The following is a 20,553-nucleotide window of genomic DNA, read 5'->3' on the forward strand; positions in this document are numbered from 1 at the left end:
ACCTATTGCCGCCCCGGGTGGGCCGTAAGCCCCCCACGGCCACCCGAGCCCTCTTTCGGCCGATGCGGTACTCCCGGGAATCCGTGGCGGCGATGGCCGTCGGGTGACGCGCACTGCCCCCCGGCCGGTCCCTCCCCGACTCCTTCGCCGGCGCCGCCGCTGACCTCGGCCTGACCGGAGGCCGGAGCGCAGAGGTCCCTTGCGTACCTGCCGTATGCAGGACCTGAGCCCAGTGCGATGATGGCCCGGCCATGACTGCCCCCCACACGACGCGCACCGGAGCCGGCCTCCGGACGACCCGGGCCGCGGTGTTCGCCGCGGTCTGCGTCGTGCTGTCCGCGGTGGGTCACGTCGTGGCCTCCTGCGCGGCCGTGCCCTGGTGGGCGCTGGTCTCCGCCTTCGCCGCCGTGTTCGCGGTCGCGGCCCCGCTCTCCGGACGTCGGCGCTCGCCCGGCGGCATCGCCGCCGTGCTCGCCCTCGGACAGGTCGGGCTGCACACCCTCTTCGGCCTCGGCCAGCACGGCGAAGCCGCCGCTCGGGCGACGGCCGCGGACTCCGACACCTCCCTCGCGGCGCTGGCCGCCCGGCTGGTCTGCGGGGGCAACTCCGTACCGCTCAGCCCGGCCGACGCCCGGCGGATCCTGGAGACCGCCGGCCTCGACCCGGTCGCCCTGGCCGGACAGGCCGCCGTCGCACAGGGCCACGCGGCGCACGAGCACGTGGCGGAGGCCGCCGGGCACCAGGCGACCGGGCTGTTCAGCCCGGCCATGCTCGCCGGGCACCTGGTGGCCGCGCTGGCGGTCGGCTGGCTGCTGGGCCGGGGGGACGCCGCGCTGCTCCGGCTCCTCGAACTGTCCCGGCTCTCCACCGAAGCCGACCCCGTACGTCCGCTGCGCGCCGCGCTGGCCTTCGTACGCGCACTCGCCGCCGGGATCCCCGGCGCGCCCGTCCGTACCCGGCGCACCGGGCTCGGCGCCGCCGCACCCGCGGCGGGGACCGGGCGCGAGGCGCTCCAGCACACGGTGATCAGGCGCGGGCCCCCCGCGGCGCTCTCCCTCGCAGCCTGACGCGGCGCCCACGCCCCGGAGCAACAGCCACGGGAGCACCGGTGCCGCGACCTCCGCGCGCGCCCGTGCGCGGAGCCCGTCACCCCTGCTTCCGTGGAGTGTTCCCGCCATGAAGACCTCTCGCGTCTCCTTCGCCGCCGCCCTCGCCGCCGGCACCGTCCTCGTCCTGTCCGCCCCCGCCTTCGCGCACGTCGGCGTGCAGCCCGGCGAGGCCACCAAGGGCGGCTACGCGACCATCAACTTCAAGGTCCCCAACGAGCGCGACAACGCGTCGACCACGCAGTTGGAGGTCAGCTTCCCGATCGACCAGCCGCTCACGTCCGTCATGCCGCAGGACATCCCCGGCTGGACGGTGAGCGTCGAGAAGAGCAAGCTCGACAAGCCGCTCACCGTGCACGGCAAGCAGATCAACGAGGCCGTCACCAAGGTGACCTGGTCCGGCGGCAAGATCGAGCCCGGCAAGTTCCAGCAGTTCCCCGTCTCCGTCGGCAAGCTCCCGGAGAACGCCGACCAGATGGTCTTCAAGGCGATCCAGACGTACGACAACAACGAGGTCGTCCGCTGGATCGAGGAGGCCAAGGAAGGCGCCCCCGAGCCGCAGACCCCCGCGCCGGTCCTGAAGCTGACCGCCGCCAAGGGCGACGACCACCACGACGCCGGTGACAAGAAGGCCGAGGAGGCGAAGGCCTCCGGCAAGGACGACAAGGCGGCCGGCGACCACCACGACGAGGCCGCAAAGAGCTCCGACACGACCGCCCGGGTCCTCGGCGTCGCGGGCATCGTCATCGGCCTGGGCGGCGTCGCCTTCGGCATCGCCTCGCGTCGGCGCGCTTCCTGACCCGTCGCGCACGCAGGCCGTTTCGTTCCGAGAACATCCGTACCATCCCCGATCACAGGGACATTCCTCCATGCGCACCACACGTGTGACGGTCGCCGCCCTCGCGGTGGCGACCGCCCTCGCACTCACCGCCTGCGGCGGTGGGAAGACCGAGAACACCGGCTCGGTCACCCAGATCACCGGTGAGAAGAAGGCCGGGGCCGCCACGGTCCTCGACCGGCCCTTCGACAAGCCCGAACTCGTCCTCACGGACACCACCGGCAAGCCGTGGAACCTGCGCGAGCAGACCAAGGGCAAGCCGACGCTCATCTACTTCGGCTACACCAACTGCCCGGACGTCTGCCCCCTGACGATGAGCAACATCGCCGTCGCCAAGAAGGCGCTGCCCAAGGCGGACCAGGACAACCTCCGGGTCGTGTTCGTCACCACGGACCCCGAACGGGACACTCCCGAATCCCTCGGCGCGTGGCTCAAGGCCCAGGACCCGTCCTTCGTCGGACTCAGCGGGGACTTCGCGACCATCCAGGCCGCCGCCCGCTCGCTCGGCATCGGCATCGAGGCCGCCACGAAGGACGCCAACGGCAACGTCGTCTCCATGCACGGTGCCCAGGTCATCGCGTTCTCGCCCAAGACCGACGAGGGCTACGCCCTCTACGGCGAGGGCACCACCGTCGATGACTACACCAAGGACCTGCCGAAGCTCGTCAAGGGAGAGAACCCGTGAACCGCCGCACCACCCGCACCCTCGCCGCCGCCCTCTCCCTGACGGCCGCGCTCGCCATATCCGGCTGCTCGTCCGACTCCGCGGATTCCTCGGGTGCCGACGGCGAGAAGCCCGAGCTGACGGTCAGCGGCGCCTTCATGCCGGAACCGGTCAACGACAAGATGGCCGGCGCCTTCATGGTCATCAAGAACGGATCGAAGATCGCCGACAAGCTGACCGGCGTCACCAGTCCCCTCTCGGACGATCTCCAGATCCACGAGACCAAGGACCAGAAGATGCAGCAGGTCCAGTCGCTGGACGTGCCCGCCAACGGTGAGCTGAAGCTGGCGCGGGGCGGCGACCACGTCATGTTCATGGGTCTGAAGAACAAGCCGGCCGTCGGGGACAAGGTCACCGTCGAGCTCCGGTTCGAGAAGGCCGGCCCGGTCAAGGTCGAGGTCGAAGTGAAAGAGCGGACGTACAACGCAGAGAACTCCAACGCCCACTGACGGACCGAGGAACTGACACGCCATGACGGCCACCGCCCCCGCCCCTTCCCCCGCCCGGGTCCGCATCACGGCACTCCTGCCGCGGCTCGCGCTGGTTCTCGCAGCCCTGCTGGCAACCCTGTTCACCGCGGCCGCGCCGGCCACGGCACACGCCGCACTCACCGCGAGCGACCCGCAGGACGGGGCGGTGGTCGCCACGGCACCCGCCCAGGTCACCCTCTCCTTCTCGGAGCAGGTCGCCATGGGCGACGACTCCATCCGCGTCATGGACCCGCAGGGCCGACGCGTGGACACCGGCGAGCTCCGCGACATGTGCAGCGGCTCGATCATCCGGTACGGCACCGCCCTGCACACCGGCCTGCCCAACGGCACGTACACCGTCGCCTGGCAGGCCGTCTCCGCCGACAGCCACCCCATCTCCGGCGCCTTCACCTTCTCCATCGGCGCCCCCTCGGCCACCAACGTCGCCCTGCCCACGCAGCAGGCGGGCGGCGGACCCGTCGGCGTCGTCTACGGGATCGCCCGTTACGCCGCCTACGCCGGATTCACCGTTCTCGTCGGCGGGGCCGCCTTCATCCTGCTCTGCTGGCGCCGCGGGTCCGCGCAACCGTCGCTGCAGAAGCTCGTGGTGCGCGGCTGGGTCACCCTCACCGCGGCCACCCTGGTGATGCTGGCGCTCCGCAACCCGTACACCGGCTCGGGCAAGTTCGCCGACGTCTTCGACCTCGCCGGGCTGCAAGCCGTACTGGAGACCAAGACGGGCGCCTCGTTCGTCTCCCGGCTCCTCCTCCTCGGAGCCGCCGCGCTGTTCGTCGCCGTACTGTTCGGGGCGTACGCGCGCCACCAACAGGCGTCGGGTTCCGGGGAAGCCGGTTCGGCCGGTCCGGATGGTCCGGATGGTCCGGATGGTCCGGCCGGCGAGGGCAAGAAGCAGCCGAACGACCTGGCCTTCGGCCTCGGGATCGGCGGAGCCGTCGTGGCCGCCGGCATCGCCGCCACCTGGGCCCTGTCCGAGCACGCCTCCACGGGCATCCAGACCGGCATCGCAATGCCGGCCGACGTCCTCCACCTGCTGGCCGTAGCCACTTGGCTCGGCGGTCTCACCGCGCTGTTGGTCGCCCTGTACAAGGTGCCGGACATCGAGCGGGACGCCGTACGACGCTTCTCCAAGGTCGCCTTCGTCAGCGTCGCGGTCCTCGTCGTCACCGGCGTCTACCAGTCCTGGCGTCAGCTCGGCAGCTGGTCGGCCCTCACCGACACCAGCTACGGCCGACTCCTGATGATCAAGGTGGGGCTGGTCCTCGTCCTCCTCGGCATCGCCTGGCTCTCGCGGAAGTGGACCGCGCGACTGGCGGACGCTCCGACGGAGGCCGCCGCCGACGAGCCGGCCGCCGTGCCCTCCGGGACGGGCGTTTCACGTGAAACGGCGAGCGATGTTTCACGTGAAACGGGCTCTGGGGTTTCACGAGGAACGGGCAGCGATGTTTCACGTGAAACGGGCGCCGCCGACGACGTTCCCGCCACTGGTGCCACCAGCGCTGCCGACGCCGACCCCGCCGACCCGCGGCGCGCCGCCCAGCTCGCCCGTCAGCACGCCGCCCGCGAGAAGGCGCGCAAGCACCAGGTGCGCGACGCCGATCCCGGCCGGGCGGGTCTGCGTCGGTCCGTGCTCGCCGAGGCGGCCGTGGCCGTGGTCCTGCTCGCCGTCACCACCGTCCTGACCAGCACGGAGCCGGGGCGGGCCATGGAGCAGGAGACCGGTAGGGGTTCGGCCTCCACCGCCGTGCCCAACCGGGCCGTCAAAATCACCCTGCCGTTCGAGACCGGCGGCCAGAATGGCAAGGGCACCGTACGACTGGAGCTCGACCCGGGCCGGGTCGGTGCCAACACCCTCCACCTGTGGGCGGAGGACCCGGACGGCAAGCCCCTCGACCTGCCCGAGATCAAGGTCGCCCTCACCCTCCCGGCCAAGAAGATCGGCCCGCTGCCGGTCGCCCCGGACCGTGCCGGTCCCGGACACTGGACCGCGTCCGGGGTGCAGCTGCCACTCACGGGTGAATGGCGCATCGACGTGACCGTCCGCACCTCCGACATCGACCAGACGACCGTCCAGAAGAACGTGAAGATCGGCTGAGCAGCGTGACCGACAGCACCGGGAGCAACCCGGACATCGAGATCTCCCGGCGCAGGCTGCTGGGCACCGTGGGCGCCGCCGGCGCCGCCGGACTCGCCCTCGGCGGGGCCGGCGGGGCCCTCGTCCACGCCGCCGTCGCCGACTCCGCGGGCGGTGCCCCCGGCGCGGCCGGGGCGCCCGGCTCCCTCGGCGCCACCGAAGTCGCCTTCCACGGGGACCACCAGGCCGGGATCACCACTCCGCTCCAGGCCAAGGGCCACGTGCTCGCCTTCGACCTGGCGCCCGGCGCCGGCCGCTCCGAGGCCGCCGCGCTGTTGCGCCGCTGGTCGGACACCGCCCGGCGGTTGATGGCGGGCGGGACCGCGCCGACCGCCGACACCGGCATCGCCCTCGACGCGGGGCCGTCCTCCCTCACCGTCACCTTCGGGTTCGGGCACTCCTTCTTCGAGCGCACCGGCCTGACGGCCCGACGCCCCGTGGCGCTCGATCCGTTGCCGGACTTCTCCTCGGACCGGCTCGACGCCCAGCGCAGCAACGGTGACCTGTGGGTCCAGATCGGCGCGGACGACGGCCTCGTCGCGTTCCACGCCCTGCGCGCCCTGCAGAAGGCCGCCGGGGACGCGGCGCGCGTGCGCTGGCAGATGAACGGCTTCAACCGGTCCCCGGGCGCCACCGCGAAGCCGATGACCGCGCGGAACCTGATGGGCCAGGTCGACGGCACCGGGAACCCCAAGCGCGCCGAACCCGATTTCGACAAGCGCATCTTCGTTCCGGGCGCCGGGCCGGGACCGGCCGAGCACTCCTGGATGGCCGGGGGCTCGTACGCCGTCGTGCGCCGGATCCGAATGCTGCTCGACGACTGGGAGAAGCAGTCCCAGGCCGCTCAGGAGCAGGTTATCGGCCGCACCAAGGCGACCGGGGCCCCGCTGACCGGTGGTGGCGAGACCACGGAGATGGCCCTGGACAAGCTCGGCGCCGACGGCAAGCCCGTCATCGCCTCCAACGCCCACGCCCGGATCTCGGCTCCCGAGCAGAACGGCGGGGCCGCCATGCTGCGCCGGCCGTTCTCCTTCCACGACGGGATCGCCCCCGACGGCACTCCGGATGCCGGGCTGCTCTTCATCTGCTGGCAGGCCGATCCGCTGCGCGGCTTCGTCCCCGTGCAGCGCAAGCTCGACCGGGGGGACGCCCTGTCCGCGTTCATCCGGCACGAGTCCAGTGGGCTGTACGCCGTTCCGCCCGGCCCGCGGGCCGGGGAGTACGTCGGACAGCGGTTGCTCGAAGGGTGAACGGCCCGGCGGAGGCGGCCTGCCCGGCATTAGGCTGACCGCATGTCGGCCACCCGCTTCACCTATCTCGGTCCCGAGGGCACGTTCACCGAAGCCGCCCTCCGTACGCTGCCGGAAGCCGCCACCCGGGAGCTCGTCCCGATGGTGTCGGTCCCCGCGGCGCTGGACGCAGTGCGCAACGGCGAGGCGGCGGCGGCTCTGGTGCCGATCGAGAACTCGGTGGAGGGCGGGGTCACCGCCACCCTCGACGAGCTGTCCTCCGGCGAGCCCCTGATGATCTACCGCGAGGTGCTGCTGCCGATCGCGTTCGCGCTGCTCGTGCGGCCGGGGACCAAGCTGTCGGACGTCAAGACCGTCACCGGGCACCCCGTCGCGCAGCCGCAGGTGCGCAACTGGCTGCGCAGGCACCTGCCCGACGCGGTGTGGGAGTCGGCCGCGTCCAACGCCGACGGCGCCCGGCTGGTGCAGGAGGGGCGCTTCGACTCGGCCTTCGCGGGTGAGTTCGCCGCCGTGACGTACGGACTGGAAGCGCTGGTCAAGGAGATCCACGACGCGGAGAACGCCGAGACCCGGTTCGTACTCGTCGGGCGTCCCGCCCGGCCGGCGGCGCCGACCGGCGCCGACAAGACGTCCGTGGTGCTGTGGCTCGGCGACGACCACCCAGGTGCGCTGCTGGAACTCCTCCAGGAGTTCGCGGTGCGGGGTGTGAACCTGATGCTGATCCAGTCCCGGCCGACCGGCCAGGGCATCGGCAACTACTGCTTCGCCGTGGACGCCGAGGGTCACATCTCCGACCGCCGGGTGAGCGAGGCCCTGATGGGTCTGAAGCGAACCTGCCCCCAGGTCCGTTTCCTCGGCTCCTACCCGAGGGCCGGTGTCGCTCTGAGTGAGGTGCGCGCGGCGCGGCCGGGAACCTCCGACGGCGACTTCACGGAGGCGTCGGACTGGCTGACGCGCTGCCTCGACGGTCGCGCGTAGGGCGTTGTCCACTGTCCACAGAGTTATCCACAGGGCTGGGGGGAGACCTGGGGACAAGTCGACACGGTGATGCGACAAGGTCGACAAATCACTCGGGGGCTCAGGTTTCGCGCTGGGGAGCGACAGGTGAACGCTGTCACCCCTGTATCAGCAATCAACTCTTTGGAGCGAGTCATTCCCACCCGAATGAGTGTGTGAGGGCGGTTTGAGCCCTGATCGGCCCCGGCTGGGCGCCGATCCCCATGGAGCTAATTCCGTGTCCACAGATCTAGCGCACAGCCTGTGGATAAGACGCTCACAGAGCGAATTCCTGTGGACAAAGAAGCCTCCCCAGGGCTGATCAGAACCCGACCGCCGACCGGCCCGCTGCCCCATTTCGGCGAATGGGGCCGCTTTTATCTGCTCCCCGCCGCAGCCCACTTCCGGTCGCCGGACAAGAGATTTCCATTCGTACCAATTGGGACATAGTGACACGCAGCGTGATATCGGTGTGATCCCAGGAAGGCCGGCCCGGTAGCCTGGAGGGGTGATTGACCTTCGGCTGCTCCGTGAAGACCCTGACCGTGTCCGCGCCTCGCAGCGCGCCCGTGGAGAGGACGTCGGCCTTGTCGACGCACTGCTCTCCGCCGACGAGCGCCGCAGGTCCTCCGGCACGCGCTTCGACGAACTGCGCAACGAGCAGAGGTCGCTCGGCAAGCTCATCCCCAAGGCCTCCCCGGAGGAGCGGGCCGAGCTGCTGACCAAGGCCGAACGGCTCAAGCAGGACGTGAAGGCCGCCGAGGCCGAACAGAACGAGGCCGACGAAGCGGCCAAGCAGCTCCTCCTCCGGCTGGGCAACATCGTCCACAGCGACGTCCCGGTCGGCGGCGAGGAGGACTTCACCGTCCTGGAGACGCACGGCACGATCCGCGACTTCGGCGCCGAGGGCTTCGAGCCGAAGGACCACCTGGAACTGGGCGAATCGCTCGGCGCCATCGACGTCGAGCGCGGCGCCAAGGTGTCGGGTTCGCGCTTCTACTACCTCACCGGCGTCGGCGCGCTGCTGGAACTCGCCCTGGTCAATGCCGCGATCGCGCAGGCCACCGAGGCCGGCTTCATCCCGATGCTGACGCCGGCGCTGGTCCGCCCGCGCGCCATGGAGGGCACCGGCTTCCTCGGCCAGGCCGCGGAGAACGTGTACCACCTGGAGAAGGACGACTACTACCTGGTCGGCACCTCCGAGGTGCCGCTCGCCGCGTACCACATGGACGAGATCATCGACGCGGACAAGCTGCCGCTGCGGTACGCCGGTTTCTCGCCCTGCTTCCGCCGCGAGGCCGGTACGTACGGCAAGGACACCCGGGGCATTTTCCGCGTGCACCAGTTCGACAAGGTCGAGATGTTCTCGTACGTCGCGCCGGAGGAGGCCGAGGCCGAGCACAAGCGCCTCCTCGACTGGGAGAAGCAGTGGCTGACCAGCCTGGAGCTGCCGTTCCAGGTCATCGACGTAGCCACCGGCGACCTGGGCTCGTCCGCCTCCCGCAAGTTCGACTGCGAGGCGTGGATCCCCACCCAGGGCAAGTACCGCGAGCTGACCTCCGCCTCGAACTGTGACGGCTTCCAGGCCCGCCGCCTGTCGATCCGCTACCGCGAGGGCAAGAAGACCGCGCCGCTGTCGACGCTCAACGGCACGCTGTGCGCCGTTCCGCGCACCATCGTCGCGATCCTTGAGAACCACCAGCAGGCCGACGGGACGGTACGGGTGCCCGCAGTGCTCCGTCCGTACCTGGGCGGTCGCGAGTTCCTGGAGCCGATCGCCAAGTGAGTCCGGCCCCGTTCCCGTACAAGCTCGTCGCGACGGACCTCGACGGCACGCTGCTGCGTGACGACGACACCGTCTCGGAGCGCACCCGTGAGGCGCTCGCCGCTGCCACCGCGGCGGGCGCGGCTCACATCATCGTCACCGGCAGGGCCGTGCCGTGGACCCGGCACGTGCTCGACGACCTCGGCTACCAGGGGATCGCCGTCTGCGGGCAGGGCGCGCAGGTCTACGACGCGGGGGCGCACCGGCTGCTGACCTCGGTGACGTTGGACCGGCAGCTGGCCGGCTTGGCGCTGTCGAAGATAGAGGCCGAGGTGGGTCCGCTGGCCCTGGCGGCCAGTCGGGACGGGGTGGACGGCGAAGTGCTGTTCGGTCCCGGGTACCAGGTGCAGGATGGGCTGCCGGCGCTCTACCTGGAGGACACGGCGGCGGTCTGGACCGCCCCGCTGAACAAGCTCTACATCCAGCACCCGGGGATGGGTGAGGACGAACTCGTCAGGGTGGCCCGGGAGACCGTCGGCAACCTCGTGGACATCGTGATGGCCGGTCCCGGCATCGTGGAGATCCTGCCGCTCGGTCTGAGCAAGGCGACCGGCCTGTCGCTGGCGGCGCGGCGGCTGGGTGTGAAGGCGGCGGAGACGATCGCCTTCGGCGACATGCCCAACGACATCCCGATGTTCGGATGGTCGGCTCACGGCGTGGCCATGGCCAACGCCCACCAGGAACTCAAGGCGGTGGCCGACGAGGTGACGACCTCCAACCAGGAGGATGGCATCGCGGTGGTCCTGGAACGCCTGTTGGGCTCCGCATAGCCGCACCGAGCGTTCGAGAGGTCCGGAGCAGCCCGCGCCGCAAGGCGCGCTCGAAGCGGCTGCTCCGGACCTTTTGTTGCTCCCCGCACCACTCACTGTGCCCCGGGGGAAGGGTGCGTACCAGCGATTTTCCCCGCGCCGAGGGTGGGTGCGGCGAGGCGGTGAGTCGAGGGAGGACGACGGAGTCACGGCGTGTTTCACGTGAAACAGGGGTCATGTTCCGCGTGAGGCGACGGTCGTGTGTCGCGTGGAACGGGGGTCATGTTTCACGTGAAACGGGGTGTCGGGTGAGCGGCCACGCGAGCAGGCCGACGGCGAGCGAGATCGCGTGGCCGAGGTCGGTGAAATCGGCGTCGCTAAGGAGCGGGATGCCGAAGAAGGCGACCGCGCCCGCCAGGTAGAACCATCTCCAAGGGTGGGGCAGCCGGTAGGTCAGCACACCGACGGAGGCCGCCAGGCCGTAGCTGACGCCGATGTCGACGACGTGGGTCATGCTGTGCGGCGCGCGGTGGTCCTCGATGGCCATCAGGAGGACCTGCTGGCTGATCAGGGTCGCCGTGATGTGGGCGGTCGCGACGATCAGGAGCCAGCGCAGGGTGCCGAGCCAGCGCTCGACGGGGGCGTGGAAGCACTCGAAGAGCAGGGCGTAGAGGGCGAGCGAGGCCGGGTTCTCGATCCAGAACGCGCTGCTGATCAGTGCGCGGATGGGGTGCTGGACCAGTTCGTGGATGTTGCTGCTGTTCCGGTGGAGCAGCACGTGCTCGACCCGGTCCGGGGCGATCACGACGATGAGGCTGGTGATGGCGATGATCAGCAGCCAGATGTGCGTCCCGGGCGAGGACCGTATCCAGGACCGCACGGGTCTGGACGGTTCCGCCTCGGTGTGCTCGATCATGCCCCGATGATCCCGCGCGAAGCTGTGCCCCGCCCGGCCGGTGGGCCGCGCGGGGCACGGGGTGAACGGCCAGTGGCGGCGGGCCTACTCCTCGCCGGCCAGGGTCAGGCGGCGCAGCTTCTGGCCCGCGTAGGCGGTGGCGCCGATGGTGACCACGAGGAGCAGGATCACGGCGGTGGGCAGGCCCACACTGGCGTCCACGTACCCCGGACCGGCGACCTTCTCGGCCAGGGACAGGGACCACTGCTGGACGCTCAGGGTCTTGGCTCCGGAGACGAGGCTGCCGAAGAGGGACTCCCAGATCAGGGCGTAGACGAGGCCGAAGACGACCGCGTGCCGGCTGACGGTGCCCAGCAGCAGGAACAGCGCGCTGTAGGCGATCGAGGCGACGAGCGCGGCGACCATGTAGGCGACCGCGATCTGCTGGCCGTTGCCGTTGAGGATGAAGCCGGCGATCAGGGTGGGGATCGCGGAGAAGGCCATCGTGACGGCGATCGCGACGATCAGCTTGGTCAGGATGATCGTGGGCCGCTTCACCGGCTTGGACAGCAGGTAGACGATCGAGCCGTCGTCGATCTCGGGGCCGATGGCTCCGGTGCCGGCGATGACGCCGATCAGCGGGACCATCGTCGCCAGGGCGAAACCACCGAGGAGGTCGGCGGCGACCTTGTCGTCCACCCCGGTGAAGGCGCGGACGGCGATGGAGATGACGATCAGCAGGGCGGGCAGCGCGAAGAGGATCAGCGCGCGGCGGCGGCCGAGCAGGGCCCGGTAGGTGAGCCGGGCGACGGTGGGGTTGTACATGCCAGCTCCTTCAGGCCGTGACGAGGTAGGAGAAGACCGACTCGAGGGACTCGTCGGAGGGCGAGACCGTGAGCAGCCGGATGCCGTGCGCCCGGGCAACCCGCGGCAGCAACTCGGTGAAGCGCCCGAAGTCGACGGCCTGGATGCGCAGGGCGCCTTCCTTGAGGTCGACCTCGATGCCTGCCGTGGACGGGTCGGCGATCAGGGCCGCGGCCAGCACCCGGTCGTCGGAGGAGCGGACCAGGTAGCGGTGCGGGCGATCCGTCATCAGGCGGCGGATCCGGCGGAAGTCGCCGGAGGCGGCGTGCCGCCCGGCGACGACGACCTCGATGTGCGAGGCGAGTTGCTCGACCTCCTCCAGGATGTGCGAGGAGAACAGCACGGTGCGGCCTTCGTCGCCCATCCGGCGCAGCAGGTCCATGAGCTGCATGCGCTGGCGCGGGTCCATGCCGTTGAACGGCTCGTCGAGGAGCAGCACGGACGGGTCGTGGACGAGCGCGGAAGCCATCTTCACGCGCTGGCGCATGCCCTTGGAGTACGTGGAGATCTTGCGGTCCTGGGCGTACTCCATCTCGACGGTGGCGAGCGCGCGCCGGGCGGCCTCGTCGTCGAGGCCGTGCAGTTCGGCGTTGGCCACCACGAACTCGCGGCCCGTGAGGAAGTCGTACATGGCCTCGCGTTCGGGCACGACGCCGATCTGCCGGTAGACCTGCTCGTTGCGCCAGATCGGCGCCCCGTCGAGGGTGACGGTGCCCGTGGAGGGCGCGAGGAAGCCGCCCATCATGTTGATGAGGGTGGACTTGCCGGCGCCGTTGGGGCCCAGCAGTCCGGTCACACCGGGGCCGATGCGCATGGTGACGTCGTTGACGGCGACGACGTTGCCGAACCAGCGGGAGGTGTGGTCGATGTCGATGACGGTCACAGCCCGGCCTTCCGGTAGCGGGCCATCAGGGCGGCGTAGGAGCCGGCGATGAGGCCGAGGACGACGAGCAGGTAGACGACGCCGACGGCCGCGGAGGGGCCCTCACCGCCGGGGAAGGCGGAGGTGGCGTCGAGGAACGCGGTCTGCACGCCGTCGATCAGGGTGATCGGGGAGAACAGGCCCATCCACTCGATGGCCCCGGTGTTCCCGGTCGAGTAGGCCACGGCCTGGATGGTGGAGACGGCGCCGTAGGGGATGAGCAGCAGGCCGATCACGGCGGCGACGCCGAATCCGCGGCGCGGGGTGAGCGCGGCCATGACGAGGCCGAGGCCCGCGAAGAGCAGCGACAGCAGCAGTACCGACACCAGTCCCTGCCCGAATCCCTTGGTCTGGTCACCGAAGTCGAACTTCGCCAGCAGCGAGCCGATCCACATGATCAGCAGCGGGGTGGCGGTGAGGATGAAGAGGGCCGAGGCCATGGCCGCGTACTTGGCCAGTACGTAGTCGACGCGCTCGATGGGTCGCGAGAAGTACAGCGGCACGGTCTTGAACCGCAGGTCCCGGGAGACCGACTGGGGTGCCTGCGACGCGAGGTAGAGGCCGATGATCACCTGGGTGGTCAGGGCGTACGTCGTGTACTTGATCGGCAGGTCGGTGGAGCCGGGGACGGCGATGGCCACCGCGACGATGATCAGCGCGGGTACGCACATCACCGCGAAGAGGATCATCGGCAGCACCTTGGACTTGGCGGACCGCCCGAGGCCGTACGCGCCCCGCAGGGACTGCGAGAAGAGCGACGTGCGGGCGTAGGCGCGGCCGAGGCGGGGGCCGTCGTAGGACCGGTAGCCGATGTTGTGGATCTGGGTCGAGGTGTCAGGCGCCATCGGAACCGGCTCCCTTCTTCTGGACGTTGTGGACGGGAGGCGCGGCTTGCGGGCCGACCGGCTGAGGCTGCTGGGGCTGCTGGATCTGCTGGATCTGCTGGACCTGCTGGACCTGCTGGGCCTGCTGGGCCTGCTGGTCGCTGTCGCGGAAGACCTCCGCGATGTGGTGGCGGCGCTGCTCCATGCGGACCAGGCCGATGCCGAGGTCGGCGACGGTGTCGCGGACGGTGTCGTACGTCTCCTCGCCCGCGGCCTCCACCAGCAGGATGTGGCCCGCTCCGGGTAGCCCCTGCTCCTCGCCCGCGTGCAGGGTGATGCCCGCGGCCACGAGGGCCTTGCGCAGGGCGGCGGTGCCGTCCGGGTGGGTGTCGGAGTCGGTGACCTCGACCGCGAGGGTCGTGGTGGTCTGCGTGAAGTCGCTGGTGGAGCTGGAGCGCAGCAGCTTGCCGCCGTCGACCACCACGACGTGGTCGCAGGTCCGCTCCAGCTCTCCGAGCAGGTGCGAGGTGACCAGCACCGAAATGCCGAAGTCGGTGTGGATGCGTCGGATCAGGCCGAGCATCTCGTCCCGACCGACCGGGTCGAGGCCGTTGGTCGGCTCGTCCAGGAGCACCAGTTGGGGGTCGTGGACGAGCGCCTGCGCCAGCTTGACGCGCTGCTTCATGCCGGTGGAGTAGCCGCCGATGGGGCGGTAGCGCTCCTCGTACAGCCCGACGTGGCGCAGGGTGTCGGCCGTCCGCTCGCGGGCGGCGGTCGGCGGGAGCCCGGACATGCGGGCCATGTGCACGACGAACTCGGTGGCCGAGACGTCGGGTGGCAGGCAGTCGTGTTCGGGCATGTAGCCGACGCGCTCACGGATGGCGCTGCCATGCGTGGCGACGTCGAGTCCGAGTACGGCGGCACGGCCCTCGGTGGCGGGGGACAGTCCGAGCAGGATCTTGATCAGCGTGGACTTGCCGGCTCCGTTGGCGCCCACGAGCCCGGTCACGCCGGGTCCGATGTCCAGGGAGAGCCGGTCGAGGGCGGTCACTCGGGGGTACCGCTTGCTCAGGCTTTCGGTCGCGATGACAGTCACGGCTTCGACGTTAGTGCCGATGTCGGCGCGGATCGTCAGACCTGGAGCGGGAACCCGTATCCGCCTTGAGGACTACGAGGGAGCACGAACCCTGACCCCAGGCTGACGCGAACCGGACAAGTTTGTCCACAGGTCCGTGCACGACCCTTGACGTGACCTCCGGTCATTGTCACATTCATCAGTGTCAAGTTACGGGCGCGTCGGCTATGAGGACGGACGGCTGGTATGGCTGGGGACACGAAGCAACGCACCGCGCGGGCCGCCGGGCGGCTCTCCGCCGAGCTGCGCGGCTTCCAGGAGGTGCAGCGCCTCGCCTACGAGTGCGCCGAGGCGGTCGCGGCCCAGTTGCGGCCTGGTGTGACCGAGCGCGAGGCGGCGCGGATGCAGCGCGACTGGTTGCGCGAACGCGGCGTACGGGACTGGTTCCACCTGCCGTTCGCCTGGTTCGGGGACCGCACCGCCTTCGCGGGCTTCCGGATCCCCCTCCAGTTCTTCCCGACGAACCGGAAGTTGGAGCCGGGCATGCCGTTCATCCTGGACATGGCGCCGGTCCTGCGGGGCTACGCGGCCGATGTCGGCTACTCCGGCAGCCTCGGCCTCAACCCGGTACAGGACCGGCTGATGGCCGATCTGCGCCCGCACCGCGACCTGATCCTGGAGCAGGTGCGCGAGCGCCGCCCGCTGCGCGAGATCTACGAGAACGTCGAACGGCTGATGACGCGCCAGGGGTACGCCAACCGGCACCGGGCCTACCCGTTCGGGGTGATCGCGCACAAAATAGACAGGGTCCCGGAGCGGCGCTGGTCCCCTACGGCGTTCGGATTCGGCACGCAGTCCCTGAAGGGGCTGGCCTCCGACGTCCTGCACGGGCACCGGGACGGCTGGTCCCCGCTGTGGAGCCCCTACCGGTTCTCCGACCACGCGCCGCAGCCCGGCTTGTGGGCCGTGGAACCGCACCTGGGCTTCCGCGGCACCGGCGCGAAGTTCGAGGAGATCCTGGTGGTCACCGACTCCCGGGACCCCGAGGAGAGCGCGTACTGGCTCGACGACGACCTGCCGCACGTGCGGCGCTGGGCTGAGGAGAAGGCGGGATGAGCGGGATGAGCGGTACGGCACTGTCGGGCGCGCGGGAACGCCGGATCAGCACGGGCGGCATCGAGCTGTGCGTCGTCGAACTCGGTGACGCGGACCGGCCGACGGTGGTCCTGGTACACGGCTACCCGGACAGCAAGGAGGTCTGGTCCGAGGTCGCCGAACGCCTGGCGACCCGCTTCCACGTGGTGCTGTACGACGTGCGCGGCCACGGGCGGTCGACGGCGCCGGTCCCGCTGCGCGGCGGTTTCACCCTGGAGAAACTGACCGACGACTTCCTGGCCGTGGCGGACGCGGTCAGCCCCGACCGGCCGGTGCACCTGGTCGGCCACGACTGGGGCTCCGTACAGGGCTGGGAGTTCGCCACGGTCGCCCGTACCGAGGGCCGGATCGCCTCCTTCACCTCCATGTCCGGCCCCTCGCTCGACCACTTCGGGCACTGGATCAAGAAGCGGGCCACGCGACCCACCCCGCGCCGTGCCGCCCAACTGCTGAACCAGGGCGCGAAGTCCTGGTACGTCTACTTGCTGCACACGCCCGTCCTGCCCGAGCTGCTCTGGCGCGGGCCGCTCGGCAAGCAATGGCCGAAGCTCCTCCAGCGCGCGGAGAACATCCCCACCGGCACCTACCCGACGGACTCGCTGCCCTCCGACGCCGCGCACGGTGCCTGGCTGTACCGCGACAACGTCCGCGGTCGCATGCGCCGGCCCCGCGCCGACGCCTACGCGCACGTACCGGTGCAACTGATCACGCCGACCAAGGACGACTTCCTCTCCGAGCGGCTCTACGACGACCTGGAGCTGTGGGTTCCGGACCTGGTGCGGCGCACCCTGCCCGCGAAGCACTGGGTTCCGCGGACCCGGCCCGACCAGATCGCGGCGTGGGTCTCGGAGTTCGTGACCAGCCGGGAGGAGCCCGCGACGCGGGCGCCGGAGCAGAAGGCTCCGGGCAGGTACGCGGACCGGTTCAGCGGTCAGCTGGTACTCGTCACCGGCGCGGCCAGCGGCATCGGACGCGCCACGGCCTTCGCGTTCGCCGAGGCCGGCGCCCGGGTGGTGGCCGTGGACCGGGACGGCGAGGGCGCGGCGCGCACCGCCGAGATGGCCCGGCTCGTCGGCGCCCCCGAGGCCTGGGGCGAATGCGTCGACGTGAGCGACGAGCAGGCGATGGAGAAGCTCGCCGCGAAGGTCGCCGTCGAGTACGGAATCGTGGACGTGTTGGTCAACAACGCGGGGATCGGGTTGTCGGGGCCCTTCCTGGAGACCACGGCCGAGGACTGGAAGAGGGTCCTCGACGTCAACCTGTGGGGTGTCATCCACGGCTGCCGGATCTTCGGGAAGCAGATGGCCGAGCGCGGCCAGGGCGGGCACATCGTCAACACCGCCTCCGCCGCCGCCTACCTGCCCTCGCGCACCCTGCCCGCGTACAGCACCTCCAAGGCTGCGGTCCTGATGCTCAGCGAGTGCCTGCGCGCCGAGCTGGCCTCACGGTCGATCGGGGTCTCCGCGATCTGCCCGGGCATCGTGAACACCAACATCACCGCCACCTCGCGGTTCGCCGGGGTGGACCCGACCGAGGAGAAGCGCCGCCAAGCCAGCTCCTCGCGGCTGTACGGGCTGCGCAACTTCCCGCCGGAGAAGGTCGCCGACGCGATCCTGCTGGCCGTGGTGAAGAACCAGGCGGTCGTGCCCGTGACGCCCGAGTCCAAGGGCGCCCTGTGGATGTCCCGCTTCGCACCGCGTACCCTGCGGCGGATCGCGCGGCTGGAACCCCGGCTGTGAACGGGGCCGGTGGAGCCGACTCCGACGGCGTGGGCGCGAGCGACGGGGCGAGCCCGCGGTGGCGTCGTTCGCCGTGCGTCCGCGCCCGCGCCGACGACAGGGGAGCGCGGCCGAGCCGGATACAGCTCGACACGGCCATGTCCCGCTCCTTGCCACGGTCGTACCATCCCTCGCAGGAGGGCTCGCTGCGCACGGCAGTCGAGTACCTGGCGGCGCCTCCTGCCGCCCGGACCGCGGCGGGCGCGGTCGGCCGAGCCGTCATGTCGTAGGGAGCCGGGATTGTCCGATCAGGCGGTGGCCGAGTACCGGATCGAGGATCTGGCCCATCACAGCGGTGCGACGGTACGCACCATCCGGGCGTACCAGGACCGCGGTCTGCTCCCGAAACCGGAGCGCCGCGGCCGGTCCAACGTGTACCGGGACACGCACCTGGCGCGGCTGCGCCAGATCGCGGACCTGCTGGACCGCGGCTACACGCTGGCCTCCATCAAGGAACTGCTGGAGGCCTGGGACGCGGGGCGCGGCCTGGGCGGCGTACTGGGCCTGGTCGCCGAGGTGCACGGACCGTGGACCGACGAGGAGGCCGCCCGGATCAGCCGGGCCGAACTGGACGAACGGTTCGGCGGCCGGCCCGACGAGGAGGCGGTGGACCAGGCCTGCGAGCTGGGGGTGCTGGAGCGGATACCGGGCCGCCCGGACGAGTTCCTGGTGCCCTCGCCGCAGGAGTTGGCGGTCGCCGCCGAGCTGTACGCGGCCGGGGTGCCGCTGGCGGCGATCACCGGGCACCTGCGCGAACTGCGCGGGCAGGTCGAGCACATCGCCTCGCGCTTCCTGGACTTCACCACCGAGCACGTCTTCGCCCGCTACCTCGGCGAGGTGCCGCCGACGGACGCCGACGCGGCCGAGGCGGCGACGATGGTACGCAGACTGCGGCCGCTGGCCCAGCAGACGGTGGACGCCGAACTCGCGCGGGCGATGCGGTTGTTCGCCACCCGGCACCTCCAGCGGCACCTCGGCGCGAGCGGCACCGCGCAGCCGTCGGGACCGACGCCGGTCGCCCTGCCGACGGACACGGTACGGGCGGTGCAGGAGCTGGTGGGCGCCGATCACGTGGCGGAGTTCGTCCGGGCGGCGACGGAACGGGAGCTGCAGGCTCGGACGATGAACGATCTGGCCCGCCGGGGCGGCCGATAATGCTCGATCAGTAGTCCACAGGGCGAATGACGCAAGCGACCCCCAAAACCACCCAAAGAGCTGTGGACAAGTCCGCTTTTCCTGTGGGCAAGGGGGAAGGAACCTCAGACGGCGGCTTCGTACGTGGGTCCGGTGCGCGGTATATCGGCCACCGGATCTTCCCCGTCGGCGGCCGGCGCACCCTGATCGCCGTCCCGCGCGCCCCTCTGAGCACGGTCAGGCGCACCACCCTGAACAACGTCGTCGTCCCGTCCGCCTCCCTGCACGCCCACCAGCGCGATCTCCGGAGCGCCCGTGCGGCCCGCCCGCCCGTAGAGCAGGGTGGCGAGGCCGAGGCCGAGGGCGCCGCCGAGCAGTTGGGCGGCGACGAAGCCGGGCAGGGACTGTGGAGCGATGCCGGTGAAGGAGTCGCTGAAGGCCCGCCCGACGGTGCCCGCCGGGTTGGCGAAGGAGCCCGAGGAGGTGAACCAGATCGCGGCCGCGAGGTACGCGGCGACCGCGACCGGGATCAGCTTCGCGCGGCCGAGCCGGCCCAACCCCTCGATGACCAGGACCAGCCCGGCGGTGGCGACGACCTCGCCGATCAGGAGGTGCCCGTCGTCGCGCACCTGCGTGGCGAGGGTCCCCGGGGTCCGCCCGAACATCGCCTCGGCGAGGACGGCGCCGCCGATCGCCCCGGTGATCTGGGCCGCGGCGTAGGCCAGGGCCTCCCGCCCGGCGAGGCCGTCCCGGCCGGATCGGCGTGCCCACCAGGTGGTGAGGGTGACGACCGGGTTGAGGTGGGCACCGGACAGCGGCCCGAAGAGGGTGATGATCAACCCGAGGCCGATGGCCGAGACGAGCGAGTTGGCGACGAGGGCGACACCGGTGTCGCGGCTGAGCGCGTCGGCCTGGATCCCGGAGCCGATCACCACCACGAGCAGTGCCGCGGTGCCGACGAGTTCGGCCGTCGTGCGCCGCAGCAGCGAAGCCTGGTGTGTCATCTTTTCTCCCTCTGGGCAGCAGTCCAGCGGAAAATGTATTCCGTATCTTGGAAGAGCGGTAGAGGCGGTCCACCCGTCGGCGCCGGCGAAAAATCCCTGCCGGAGCGCCGCCCGACCCGGCACGCTGGGGACATGGATGAAAGACGCACCGTGAAGGTGTCCAAATACGTCTCGAAACACCTGCGGCACCAGCCGGAACGGATCGGACTGACGCTCGATCCCCACGGTTGGGTCGCGATCGACGACCTGCTCGCCGCCGCAGCGGCCCACGGGTTCCCCGTCAGCCGTGCCGAGCTCGACCACGTCGTCGCCTCCAACGACAAGCAGCGCTTCGCCGTCGAGGGCGACCGCATCCGGGCCAGCCAGGGCCACACCGTCGCCGTCGATCTCGATCTGCCGGAGGCCGAACCCCCGGCGTACCTGTACCACGGCACCGTGGCCGCCGCCATGGACCCGATCCGCGCCGAGGGCCTGCGCCCGATGGCCCGACACCACGTGCACCTGTCGCCCGACCGGGAGACGGCGACCCGGGTGGGCGCGCGCAGGGGGCGGCCCGTGGTCCTCGTCGTGGACGCGGGGGCGATGCGCGCCGCCGGTCACGTGTTCCGGATCAGCGCCAACGGGGTGTGGCTGGTGGACGCGGTACCGCCGCGGTTCCTGCGGTTCTCGTAGGAACCACCCCACACAATTCACAGGGGAATTGTCGGATCATCCCCCTACTCTGTTCCTCACTCCGGGATCCGTGAGGGGGGGTACCTCGCGATCGCCGACCATCCCATGCGAGCCAGCGAG

Annotated in this window: 19 protein-coding genes; 13 read left to right on the top strand and 6 right to left on the bottom strand. The window is 70.8% G+C overall.

Features of this window, described 5'->3' with window-relative positions:
- Nucleotides 1-251: 251 nt before the first annotated feature.
- From AB0D46_RS00710 to AB0D46_RS00750, 9 genes are all read left to right on the top strand, one after another.
- Complete coding sequence (locus AB0D46_RS00710; RefSeq protein ID WP_362875065.1) at nt 252-1,067, top strand: hypothetical protein; 816 nt, start codon at nt 252-254, stop codon at nt 1,065-1,067.
- 109 nt (nt 1,068-1,176) lie between these two features.
- On the top strand, nt 1,177-1,905 hold the full coding sequence (locus tag AB0D46_RS00715) for a YcnI family protein (protein ID WP_362875066.1): 729 nt from the start codon (nt 1,177-1,179) through the stop codon (nt 1,903-1,905).
- Nucleotides 1,906-1,975: 70 nt separating this feature from the next.
- Complete coding sequence (locus AB0D46_RS00720) at nt 1,976-2,629, top strand: SCO family protein (protein ID WP_362875067.1); 654 nt, start codon at nt 1,976-1,978, stop codon at nt 2,627-2,629.
- Entirely contained in the window at nt 2,626-3,117 is a 492-nt protein-coding gene (locus AB0D46_RS00725) for a copper chaperone PCu(A)C (protein WP_362875068.1), read from the top strand. The genes AB0D46_RS00720 and AB0D46_RS00725 overlap by 4 nt, the downstream gene beginning before the upstream one ends.
- A 22-nt stretch (nt 3,118-3,139) precedes the next feature.
- Entirely contained in the window at nt 3,140-5,251 is a 2,112-nt protein-coding gene (locus AB0D46_RS00730) for a copper resistance protein CopC (RefSeq protein ID WP_362875069.1), read from the top strand.
- 5 nt (nt 5,252-5,256) lie between these two features.
- The gene (efeB, locus tag AB0D46_RS00735; protein WP_362875070.1) at nt 5,257-6,540 is read left to right on the top strand and encodes an iron uptake transporter deferrochelatase/peroxidase subunit; all 1,284 of its coding nucleotides are present in this window, start codon (nt 5,257-5,259) and stop codon (nt 6,538-6,540) included.
- A gap of 42 nt (nt 6,541-6,582) precedes the next feature.
- The gene (gene pheA / locus AB0D46_RS00740; RefSeq protein ID WP_362875071.1) at nt 6,583-7,518 is read left to right on the top strand and encodes a prephenate dehydratase; all 936 of its coding nucleotides are present in this window, start codon (nt 6,583-6,585) and stop codon (nt 7,516-7,518) included.
- A gap of 526 nt (nt 7,519-8,044) precedes the next feature.
- Nucleotides 8,045-9,322 carry a serine--tRNA ligase gene (serS, locus tag AB0D46_RS00745; RefSeq protein ID WP_362875072.1) on the top strand — a complete coding sequence of 426 codons (1,278 nt, stop codon included), beginning with the start codon at nt 8,045-8,047 and terminating at the stop codon, nt 9,320-9,322.
- Entirely contained in the window at nt 9,319-10,131 is an 813-nt protein-coding gene (locus AB0D46_RS00750) for an HAD family hydrolase (protein WP_362875073.1), read from the top strand. The genes serS and AB0D46_RS00750 overlap by 4 nt, the downstream gene beginning before the upstream one ends.
- Before the next feature lie 259 nt (nt 10,132-10,390).
- Here the strand turns inward: AB0D46_RS00750 and AB0D46_RS00755 are convergent, their stop codons facing one another.
- The 5 genes from AB0D46_RS00755 to AB0D46_RS00775 all read right to left on the bottom strand — a co-directional run bounded on the left by AB0D46_RS00755 (nt 10,391) and on the right by AB0D46_RS00775 (nt 14,711).
- Nucleotides 10,391-11,026 carry a rhomboid-like protein gene (locus tag AB0D46_RS00755; RefSeq protein ID WP_362875075.1) on the bottom strand — a complete coding sequence of 212 codons (636 nt, stop codon included), beginning with the start codon at nt 11,024-11,026 and terminating at the stop codon, nt 10,391-10,393.
- A gap of 84 nt (nt 11,027-11,110) precedes the next feature.
- Nucleotides 11,111-11,830 (bottom strand): ABC transporter permease subunit, encoded by a 720-nt coding sequence (locus AB0D46_RS00760; RefSeq protein WP_362875076.1) that lies wholly within the window; start codon nt 11,828-11,830, stop codon nt 11,111-11,113.
- 10 nt (nt 11,831-11,840) lie between these two features.
- A complete protein-coding gene (locus AB0D46_RS00765) occupies nt 11,841-12,752 on the bottom strand; it encodes an ABC transporter ATP-binding protein (RefSeq protein WP_362875077.1) in 912 nt (303 codons plus the stop codon).
- A complete protein-coding gene (locus AB0D46_RS00770; RefSeq protein WP_362875078.1) occupies nt 12,749-13,636 on the bottom strand; it encodes an ABC transporter permease in 888 nt (295 codons plus the stop codon). The genes AB0D46_RS00765 and AB0D46_RS00770 overlap by 4 nt, the downstream gene beginning before the upstream one ends.
- A complete protein-coding gene (locus AB0D46_RS00775; RefSeq protein WP_362875079.1) occupies nt 13,626-14,711 on the bottom strand; it encodes an ABC transporter ATP-binding protein in 1,086 nt (361 codons plus the stop codon). The genes AB0D46_RS00770 and AB0D46_RS00775 overlap by 11 nt, the downstream gene beginning before the upstream one ends.
- A 225-nt stretch (nt 14,712-14,936) precedes the next feature.
- Between AB0D46_RS00775 and AB0D46_RS00780 the strand changes: the two genes are divergently transcribed.
- From AB0D46_RS00780 to AB0D46_RS00790, 3 genes are all read left to right on the top strand, one after another.
- Nucleotides 14,937-15,806, top strand: a complete 870-nt coding sequence (locus AB0D46_RS00780; RefSeq protein WP_362875080.1) for a M24 family metallopeptidase — start codon at nt 14,937-14,939, stop codon at nt 15,804-15,806.
- Between the two features lie 5 nt (nt 15,807-15,811).
- A complete protein-coding gene (locus tag AB0D46_RS00785) occupies nt 15,812-17,584 on the top strand; it encodes an SDR family oxidoreductase (protein ID WP_362875455.1) in 1,773 nt (590 codons plus the stop codon).
- Nucleotides 17,585-17,863: 279 nt separating this feature from the next.
- Nucleotides 17,864-18,778 (top strand): MerR family transcriptional regulator, encoded by a 915-nt coding sequence (locus tag AB0D46_RS00790; protein WP_362875081.1) that lies wholly within the window; start codon nt 17,864-17,866, stop codon nt 18,776-18,778.
- A 104-nt stretch (nt 18,779-18,882) separates the two neighbouring features.
- On the opposite strand, the gene AB0D46_RS00795 is transcribed toward AB0D46_RS00790, so the two are convergent.
- Nucleotides 18,883-19,761 (bottom strand): aquaporin, encoded by an 879-nt coding sequence (locus AB0D46_RS00795; protein ID WP_362875082.1) that lies wholly within the window; start codon nt 19,759-19,761, stop codon nt 18,883-18,885.
- A 132-nt stretch (nt 19,762-19,893) separates the two neighbouring features.
- Here AB0D46_RS00795 and AB0D46_RS00800 point away from each other — a divergent pair, with 132 nt between their 5' ends.
- Nucleotides 19,894-20,433 (top strand): RNA 2'-phosphotransferase, encoded by a 540-nt coding sequence (locus AB0D46_RS00800; RefSeq protein ID WP_362875083.1) that lies wholly within the window; start codon nt 19,894-19,896, stop codon nt 20,431-20,433.
- Nucleotides 20,434-20,553 lie beyond the last annotated feature (120 nt).

The sequence above is a fragment of the Streptomyces sp. NPDC048383 genome, from assembly GCF_040651775.1.
GTDB lineage: Bacteria > Actinomycetota > Actinomycetes > Streptomycetales > Streptomycetaceae > Streptomyces.